We start from the raw sequence: 9,525 nt of genomic DNA, 5'->3' as shown, positions 1-9,525 counted from the left end.
AAAAACCCTGAAGTTAAGCAAAAGTTATGGGGTGGAGCATTCTGGAGTTCAGGATATTTTATGAATACTGTCGGCCAGCATGGTAATGAAGATGTAATTGCAAATTATGTCAAAAACCAAGGCAATGCGGAGTACAAGCAGCTACACCGGAAGGAAATAAGTCCGAACCAAATCAGTCTGTTTATGGACTGACCACTCAAGTTGCACTGAGGATACCCCGCAGCTTGCTGCGGGGTAGTTCATTATTTAATTAAATGTTTTTGCTACTACGAGAAACTGATGAGAAGTTATAGGGGGTAATTGAGGGAGATGATTCAGTTGGATTAAACGGCCAGATTGAGGGTTAAACTGGCCATTGGGAGTGGATTTTTGTGTCCTTGCATCCCACTTTAAGTGATTATACGATCCAACGAAATGGCCTTCATTCTGAATTTTATTAAAAAGCACTGTAGGTCGTTTAAAAACCATTCTTCAGTGTGGATGTTTCCAATCTGTTTGTTATCTGACCAATTTTAATATTTTTAAAATAATAATTATTTGTTTCGACGGGTGAATAATGAATTTTCCAATGTCAGTTTTGACGACCTGCCTGATTACCGGGGTGATATGGTTGGGTCTGGTTTTTCAGAAAGCTAATCCACCAACCGATTTCGAGAAGTACAGTACTCTGGAAATGGATCCTGCAACATTAAGCGACGCAGCCTATTCGATGGCGGCTTATGGCAGAGAGGAGACCATTAAGTTTTTTAACCTGGACAATTACAAAAAACAGCTTCAGCTAACTCAGTCAGCACAGGCTTCTGAGCCTAAGCAGATTGAGACAGCTTCGAAGCCTGTTGTCGCAAAACCCGCAATAAAAGCAGTGGTTGAGTCAAATACCATAGTGGGAATCAGTAAGTCGATTCAGCTGGCATCCATAGACGGTCTATGGAAAGAATTTCTTGATCAAAAAGCGCTCTCTGGTCAATTAAAAAGTGAGCGTTTTACCATCTTTGCTATTTACAGTGACTTTAACAGTCAATTCAGCAGAGCCAGGGTTAGTATCGGTTATTTTGACAAAGCTATGAAAGGCAACAGGATTGACCTGCCTCAGGGTAAGCAAGTGCCTATTTTGAAAAAAGGTCAGCACAGTATGTCAGCCATGGTCAGTGCCTGGGACAAAATTGACTACCAGCGACCGGTAAAAGCCGTAGTAGAGCGTCGTGACTACATCGGCGAGCAGGAAACAATCTCCAGTTTTGTTATTTACCAATAAGGAAGGATGGTTATGGAATTTTTAAACCAGACTTTAACGGACCTTGAAGTTTACGGATGGGAAGAATTTATAGGCTACTGGTTTTTTATTGCCACAGTAGCGCTCTTCATCTTTGAGCTGGTTGCGGTCGGATTTATGAAAAAGATGACCTGGAACCTGATTGGTGATTCTATCACCAACTTTATTACACTGGTGTCCTATCGGGTGCTGGGTGGGGTATTTATTGCTCTGTTCTATCTTGCCGGTTTTTTCTGGATCTATGAAAACTTCAGCATCACGCAATTGCCTATCACTTGGGTGAGTCTGATTGGCTGCATCATCATTGCGGATATGGCCTATTACTGGGAGCATCGCTTCATGCATGTGTGTGGTTTGGGCTGGGCTACCCATACGGTTCACCATAGTTCTCCCTACTTTAATATTTCAGTGGCATACCGATTTGGTCCGCTGGACGGTTTGTTCCCGTTCTTTTTCCATGCACCTCTGGTCATGCTGGGCTTCCATCCCTTTATGGTGTTCCTGGCCGAAGCATTGGTGCAGTTCTACCAGACAGCGCTGCATACCGAGTTGGTGAAAAAGCTGCCAAGACCTGTTGAAGCAGTGATGAATACGCCTTCTCATCACCGTGTGCATCATGCGACCAATAGCAAGTATATTGATAAAAACTATGCGGGTATCTTTATCATTTGGGACAAGATGTTTGGTACCTTTGCTGAAGAAGATGAGAAAGTCCGTTTTGGTGTCTATCCACGGATCAACAGTGTTAATCCGGTAAAAGTATTCTTTCATGGCTTTGTTAAGCTGGGCTCCCAGCTTTGGAATGCACCGTCCTGGTCTTATCGGTTCAAGTTGCTGGTTAAGCCGCCCATCTGGGCCTGGGAACAGGAGCAGAAGGCCAAAGCTCAGGCAAGCAGCTGACTCTATTCTCGTGATTTTTATCAGCCCGACTTTGAAAGTCGGGCTTTTTCGTTTCTACTAGTGCGCTAAGCGTAAATGGTCATAAATACTCCGTTCATCCTGAGCTTGTCGAAGGATGCTGGTAATGCACTTCGACAGGCTCAGCGCAAACGCTATGGGGTGTAGTTCTTAGCTGCGCTAGTCATTCAGCATCGAGGTATGATCACCATAATCTATTTTATGAAGTGGTTTTACATCGTACTGATGCTTAATTTTTGCGCGGTGTTAAGCTCAGGTTTTTCAAAAGCCTTCTCTCAATAGAAATGCTCTGTAGCATTTTCCATTCAAGCATTTAAAGCCTTCCAAGGTGCCATAAACGTTTTCATTTCCTGATAAATTCAATCGGTAGAGTTGACTAATGTAGTTACATTATTTTAGAGTCGCGACTAATGTAGTCACATTAATCGATAAAAATAACAATTCGTGATCTGCAGAAAACTGCGAAAACAATAAAAAGTCGCTCTCCAGCTATGGCCTAGTAGTTGGCAGGGCACCAGAAAAAAGTGGAACACATGCAGTATACAGTCGAAACCCAACAACAAAAAAAACACCGTGCGGCTTCAGTATTCACAATGCTGGCTCTGGTAGCAGGTATTACAGGATGCGTATCGGCATCGGATCAAAAGTCAGGTTCACTGCCCGGTGTGCCTGCTTATCAGGAGGATAATCAATTTCTGGCGGATTCCCCTTATCCGACCATACACGGTGATAGTCGTGTTTCAGATTATATTGAAGACAAGGCTCCAGTCAGCATTGAAAAAGCCTGGACGGTCCTGCCCAATGAAGTATTCGTACAACCCTGTTCATCAGGCTCGAATGGTCAGCTTTATTGCACCATGGCCAGGGGTGGGGAGTCTGGTATCTGTAACCTTGTTGCTCTGGATCTGAAAACGGGTAAAGAGTTATGGCGAGACGTAGACCCGGTTACCAAGGACTGTATTCTTGATGAAGGTTCTACCCTGAATAACCCCTATATTGACAAGGAAGGGCATCTTTATACCGCAGACACCCAGAAAATTGTCTCCTTTGATGCCAACGGTAAGGTCCGCTGGACAAATGATCTTCCTTCACGGATTCATTCTGAAAAGGGTTATCCCAATGTGCCTTTCGGGTTGAATACTTTACCCAGTGGGGAGCTGGTTTCAGCCACTGTGGGTGATGGTGTTGTTATGGTGGTTGACCGTTTGAGTGGTAAAACGCTGGCCGCTCTGGATCTGCCCAGTGAAAAAACCGACACCAGTGGCCCTGTTCCTGAAAAATATCTGCAAACCAAAGCGGATAACCTGGCCAAAGAACTCTGGTGGAAAGTTGGACTGGGCGACAGCGGTTATGAAATTGATAATAACACCGCGGTTGATCCAAAAACCGGTACTATTCTGATTTCCGGTGGTGCGCCAGAAGGCGATTCCGAACACCAGGGGGCATTGTGGGGGTTGCAGTACGAGAACGGTAATCTTCGAGTGTTGTTTCATGTTCCCATGGCCGGTAAGGGGGGAATTGCTACCAGTCCAGCCATTACCAAAGATGGTCAGTATGTCTTAATCGGAAATGATGCTCAGCAACTGGTAGCAGTTGACCTGCCTGCTTGTCTGGCACTGTCCGCCAAAACCATTGATGCCGGCCGTGCTGGAGCAGCCTGCGAAATCTATGGAGCATCTGATCCAGTCGGATTTGTTATTGCTTCATCTCCAACCGTAGCGCCTGATAACAGAGCCTACATTTCACTGGGTCTCAAAGGTTTGGGTTCTTTCCAGATTTCCGGTGGTAAGGGTGAGCCTGTCAAGGTTGAGAAAGTTTGGGAGTCAAAGCTGGCGAAGGGTCGTGTACCGGTATCTGTTATCACAGGATTCGACAATGTGATCTACTTCAGCGACCGCAACTACAGGGACTCTACCCATGCAGTAGTGGCGGTTGATCCAAAAGACGGTTCTATTCTGTCGACCACAGCAGCGGGTGATGCCATGAACATTACCATGGCCATTGATCCTGACACCAGGGAGCGCATTCTGATTGCCAACATTGGCAACCTTTCTGATGAAGTAGGCGCCCATCAATACGGTACCCCACTGCTGGACAGTCCAGCCGGGGTCACCACCTTCAAGGCTGTTGAATAAATTCTGGTTCAGAACCGGCCTTTCTGATTGAAAGGTCGGGTTAGCCATTGATTTTCTTCCTGCTTTTTTACCGCTTTGAAAATGGTTTTGTGACAAACACAAAAGGCCTCAAAATGAGAATAATAAAAACAGTTGAATCCTCATCGGTCAGCTCGACGGGTGAGCGCGATCAAATATCCAGAAAGTCCATACCGGCTAAAGCAAACCTTTTGGCAGTGGCTGTTTCTGTATTGTTTCTTTCAGCTGGCAGCTCCTCAGCTCTGGCAAAAGACTCAACTCAAACAGTATCTGGCAGTAAACCCAATGTGTTGCTGATAACGGTTGATGGCTTGGGCTATGGCGATATCAGTGCCAAAGGAGCCCCCTTCAAGACACCTAATATTGATAAGCTGTCGTCCAATGGTGTGACTCTGAATCGCTTTTACGGCGCCTCCCAGTCCAGTGGTACGTTAGCTGCCATGATGACCGCTCGTGACCCTCATGAGTTGGGTATCAGTTATGCTGAGTTCTATCCCTGGTCACCCGGTGCTCTGGCTCCCAGTGAGTTTCTGCTGTCGGAATCACTCAAAGCCGCAGGCTATCAGACGGCACTGGTAGGTAAATGGCAGCTGGGGTCCCAAACTCAGCGACATCATCCTAACAGTAGAGGGTTTGATTATTTCTTTGGGCATCTGAACGGTCAGGTAGATTATTTTAATCATACCTCAGCCAGAGGGGTTGATCTTCAGGAGAATGGTCGCTCACTGGGCGATTCCTACGAAAATGTTTTTGGTCCGCATCTGATCAGTTCTGCCTCAGTGAACTGGCTGAACCAACTGCCTGAGCAGGGTTCTAAACCCTTCTTTATGCAAGTTTCTTACAAGGCTCCAAGAGCACCTATTCAGGCTCCTGAAGAACTGGTGAAAAGAGTTCAGGCGCAGAGCCCGGGTTTGTCACGAGAGAGAATGATATATGCGGCCATGGTCCAATCGGTCGATCAGGGTGTAGGCCAGATCATTTCTACTCTAGAAAGCCAGGACAAGTTAAAAAATACTCTGGTTCTGTTTCTGAGTACTTCAGGGGCTGATCTTTCAAACGGAGCCAGTAATGGCGTTTTGAAGGGGGGGAAACTGTCGGGTTATGAAGGCGGTATTCGTAATCTGGCCATTATTTCCGGACCGGGTCTGTCCAAAGGATCCAGTAGCGATCAGGTCATCTCTGCCGTAGATCTTTTTCCAACCATTAATGATGCAACAGGTACCAGCAACGGAGCTCCCCAAATTAAGGCTCGCCTGCAGGATGGGGTCAGTGTCTGGGAGAACCTGGTGGATGGCAGTGTAACACCTCATTCAGAAATCTTTATTGCTGCGGAAGGGGAAAAGGGTGTGGGTAATGACTTTAAGTTTTCCATTATCAAGGATGACTACAAAGTTGTTCGACATGTAACCCGAAGCTATCAGGGTATTGAGATAAAAAATGAGCTTTTCTATCTCGCTTCTGATCCAGGTGAGACCCGTGATCTTTCCATGGAACAGCCCAAGGTTCTGACGTCTCTGTTATCAGGCTTTGTCAGCTGGCGTAAAAAGCACATGTGGACTGGCAACCACTATGAACCTGTGCCAATGCCGGGTTGGGTAGCCCCTACAGATTGGGCTTTGAGAATGGAGCAACGTGAAAAAACCGTCTCCGGCGAGATGGGCGACAACGTCTTCGGATTCATCGGAGGCAACTCCCTCAAGAGTCTCGACCGATTTATTTATAAGAAAACAGAAATGGGCACCATCATTTATGAATAAGCCCGCTTTGAAACTGTCTCCTGTAAATAACAACAATAAGAGAAGTTATTCGTTATGAAAAAAGTCAGGACTATTTGCCGAAGCCTGCTTTTCGGTGCAACTGCTGCCGCAATGGCCCAGTCTGCCATCGCTGAGCAGCCGAATGTGATGCTCATTCTTGCTGATGATATGGGCTGGAAAGATGCCTCCTATCATGGTGCCGAGTTTGATACCCCTTCGCTGGACAAAATTGCAGCGGAAGGTGTTGAGCTCAGGCGTATGTACGTCAACCCAAAGTGTTCACCTACTCGTGGAGCCTTGCTGACCGGCCGGGATCCCATTCGTTTTGGGATGGGTTATGCGACAGTCTACCCATGGGTCGAGGGTGGCATTCCCAAAGGCGAAAAATTGATTGGGGAATACTTCCAGGAAGCCGGCTATCACACCGCCGCTTTTGGTAAGTGGAATGTGGGACACACTTTCTATTATCAGCATCCGAACCAGCGGGGTTTCGATTACTTTTTCGGACATCTGAATACCAATGGTGATTACTACGACCACACCGTCAATGAAGTGGGTGGATTTGATCTTCAAAGAAACGGTACTTCAGTGGATCGCAAGCAATACGTTGATCGATCGGATATCGAGAAATACGGTCCCTTTGTTCTGGCCAATGATGCCAACCAATGGCTGGATGACTGGTCCAGTAAACAGAATGACGGCAATCCGGATAACGATGGGCCCTTTATGATGTATGTCCCGTTTAAGGCTCCCCATTCGCCGTTGCAGGCGCCACAAAGTCTGATTGATGAAGCTGAAAACAGCCAGCCCGGTGAGATCAGGAATGCCAAGCGTAAAATCTTTGCGGGTATGATGCTGGGCATGGACAAGGCTATTGGCCGGATGATGGATAAGCTTGAGGAACTGGGTGTAGCCGATAACACCATTGTGATGTTCCTGAGTGACAATGGCGGAACAGGTACTTATCAGGGGGGTGGACTGAACACTCCTCTGAGGGGGTACAAGCAGCAGATTTATGAGGGAGGTATTCGTGTAGTAGGCATGATTCGTTACCCTGGATCCGATGCCAAAAAACCTGTGCTTAAACCCGGTACTCAGTCAGAGCAGTTTATTACTGGCTGGGATGTACTGCCGACTCTGGCCGATGCGGCCGGTGTTGATTACAGCACTTCGCCGGAAGGCAGACCGCTGGATGGCAAGAGCTATTGGCCACAGCTTACCAGTAATAAGCCCAAGCCTTATGAAGGGGACATTTACTTTGCCACCCAGGCGACTGCCGTCAATCAATTTGCCTTTACCGCTATTCGTGGAAACATGAAGCTTGTTCAGCTGGTGGATATGCAAATGGAGTCAGTGAAGGTGACAAATGAGCTGTACGACATAATTGCTGATCCCAGTGAAACCAAGGATCTGTCCGCAAAACCTGAACACGCCGAGCTTCTAACGGATCTCATTACTGATGTAGAAGCCTGGAGGAATGATCGGGAGCCATTTGTTCAGAGTCGTATCAAGGTGGTGCCTCATCCAGGTTGGGTGGCTCCGGCGGACTGGGCTGAGTTTATCAAGGCAAACAGTGCACCGGGTGTTTTGCAGGAATACAGCCAGGAAAACCAGTGGGGTGAAGTGAATGTTATAGATTCCAGCGCTGAATTGAAGGCGCGGGATGAACAGTTTCAAAAAGCCCATCAGGGACGTTTGATTGTTCAGTAAGAGCGATTGAGTTTGAGTCCCATCGCAAAAACCTGCTGTAAATGGCAGGTTTTTGCCTTTTAAGGTCATTCAGGGCAGTTGAATAACATTCACGATGGCATTGGTCAGGAGTTTGGTAAATGCCTTTCTCTGAGCCAGGTCAAAGCCTGGGTTCTGTTTTATCTTGAGACTGTAGTCAGCCAGATAATGAAGTAATGTGCTCCTCATCATCAGTTTTCTGAGTTCCTGCTCCGGTTCGGGCAAGTGGCTCAGGTGGCTCGAAATCATTTTCGATAACTTTACCAGTACTGGGGATTGGCGGGCATTCTTTTCAAGCTGAGGATTGACCTGGTGATACCTTATACGGGAAAGGAACAGCAGGTAATTCATACCACCGTCCGGGTTATCGATTTCCTCAATCATGGGCAACGCCAGAACTTCGACAAGGTCTAATAAGCTTGGCTCGTCGTCTAGTTGATTGAAAAGCTCTTTTCTTCGTACTTCAATGCCGGGCTTGTGTTTGTCGTATATAGCCTTAACCAGGCCTTCCTTGTTGCCAAAATGATACTGAAGGGCAGAAGCATTTTTCTGCTTTGATTCACGCACTATTTCGTTTAGAGAGACGGAATCAATGCCTCGTTCAGCCATTAATCTTTCAGCGGTATCCAGAATGATATCCCGGGTACCTTTACTGCTTGGGGTTGTCTTTAAAGACTCTGCGGCTGACATGAGTGTCCTTAACACTGCGGTAATTGAATCTGGATCATACCATTGGCAATGACTGATAGACCAATATCGATTTGGAAAGCTATGTCAGTCTGTTAGCAAGTTGAGGAATCTTCTGGAAAATTCAATGTCCAGGGCCTTACCGAGCTTCTATAGGCTTACCGTTTCTCCAACAGTGATTTTAAGTAGGCTTTGATAACAGGGTCTTCGATCAGGGAAAAAAGAGTACCGAGTTCGTAACTACTCAAAATGGGTTGAGCCGTTTGGGTGTAGTTAAGGATGATTTTTCCGGCCAGGATCTCACGTTTTGTAAGGTCTCTAACTGCCTGGATTTCAGAAAGCAGCTCTCTGCTGCTGGGCATTGCCATTATCTCCCTGGCATCTTGATCCAATTGCCATAAAGGGTGGCTGGGCTGATGTGTTAACCATATGCTGTCCAGCAGGGTGGGTATAATATTGTGTTTGCTCATGATCCTTTGGCTGACTTCTCGCAGTACCAGAGGATTAAAGTTGAGTGCTTTCAATGCTTCCGATTTCTCTTGGGGGGCATAACGGTTTTCAAAGAATGCATCCAGTGCCGTACCCTGCCAAAAGGCTTTCAGGTCTTTATTGACATCGGTCTGAAAGCTTCGCCATTCATACAGAGGAACTTTATGCATGCTGATGACTTTTGCGAGGCTGAGGTTACCTGCCACCAGAATGAGGGGGTGTGAGAAATAGATCAGTGCATTGTAGGCATCCTGGCTGGCTATGGGGCCGGGAAGTCTCTTCCAATATAAAATGAGCCTGAACAAAAGCCCGGTTTCCAATACGAACTGAGCCTGTAAAGGTCCAGGATGTCGTTCATGATGAGAGGATGAAGATTATCATGAACACCAAACTCATCAAGACCCTGGATCAGGTCAGCGACTTCCTTGAACATGTCCCAGACATAGAACCTGGCTGGGAGTCTAAAGATGAGTGTTACCGATGGATAGAGTTAACTCTCAGTCATTTCCGTTACCGCTCC

At 46.7% G+C, this 9,525-nt stretch carries 8 protein-coding genes; 6 read left to right on the top strand and 2 right to left on the bottom strand.

Annotated features, from left to right (window positions below; genetic code table 11):
* From WG89_RS29815 to WG89_RS27375, 6 genes are all read left to right on the top strand, one after another.
* A partial coding sequence (locus WG89_RS29815; protein WP_172806943.1) for a transposase occupies positions 1-192 on the top strand: 192 nt, incomplete at its 5' end.
* A 376-nt stretch (positions 193-568) separates the two neighbouring features.
* Positions 569-1,255 carry a hypothetical protein gene (locus WG89_RS27395; RefSeq protein ID WP_062270822.1) on the top strand — a complete coding sequence of 229 codons (687 nt, stop codon included), beginning with the start codon at positions 569-571 and terminating at the stop codon, positions 1,253-1,255.
* Positions 1,256-1,267: 12 nt separating this feature from the next.
* The gene (locus tag WG89_RS27390) at positions 1,268-2,173 is read left to right on the top strand and encodes a sterol desaturase family protein (RefSeq protein ID WP_062270821.1); all 906 of its coding nucleotides are present in this window, start codon (positions 1,268-1,270) and stop codon (positions 2,171-2,173) included.
* A 551-nt stretch (positions 2,174-2,724) separates the two neighbouring features.
* A complete protein-coding gene (locus WG89_RS27385) occupies positions 2,725-4,326 on the top strand; it encodes an outer membrane protein assembly factor BamB family protein (RefSeq protein ID WP_062270820.1) in 1,602 nt (533 codons plus the stop codon).
* A 113-nt stretch (positions 4,327-4,439) separates the two neighbouring features.
* A complete protein-coding gene (locus WG89_RS27380; RefSeq protein ID WP_153301867.1) occupies positions 4,440-6,101 on the top strand; it encodes a sulfatase-like hydrolase/transferase in 1,662 nt (553 codons plus the stop codon).
* A 54-nt stretch (positions 6,102-6,155) separates the two neighbouring features.
* A complete protein-coding gene (locus WG89_RS27375) occupies positions 6,156-7,811 on the top strand; it encodes a sulfatase-like hydrolase/transferase (RefSeq protein ID WP_062270818.1) in 1,656 nt (551 codons plus the stop codon).
* Positions 7,812-7,880: 69 nt separating this feature from the next.
* On the opposite strand, the gene WG89_RS27370 is transcribed toward WG89_RS27375, so the two are convergent.
* Both WG89_RS27370 and WG89_RS27365 read right to left on the bottom strand, forming a co-directional pair.
* A complete protein-coding gene (locus WG89_RS27370; protein ID WP_062270817.1) occupies positions 7,881-8,519 on the bottom strand; it encodes a TetR/AcrR family transcriptional regulator in 639 nt (212 codons plus the stop codon).
* A gap of 155 nt (positions 8,520-8,674) precedes the next feature.
* Complete coding sequence (locus WG89_RS27365; protein ID WP_153301866.1) at positions 8,675-9,310, bottom strand: hypothetical protein; 636 nt, start codon at positions 9,308-9,310, stop codon at positions 8,675-8,677.
* Positions 9,311-9,525 lie beyond the last annotated feature (215 nt).

This window comes from Endozoicomonas arenosclerae, from assembly GCF_001562015.1.
GTDB lineage: Bacteria > Pseudomonadota > Gammaproteobacteria > Pseudomonadales > Endozoicomonadaceae > Endozoicomonas_A > Endozoicomonas_A arenosclerae.
This window is presented reverse-complemented; position numbering and strand designations above follow the sequence as displayed.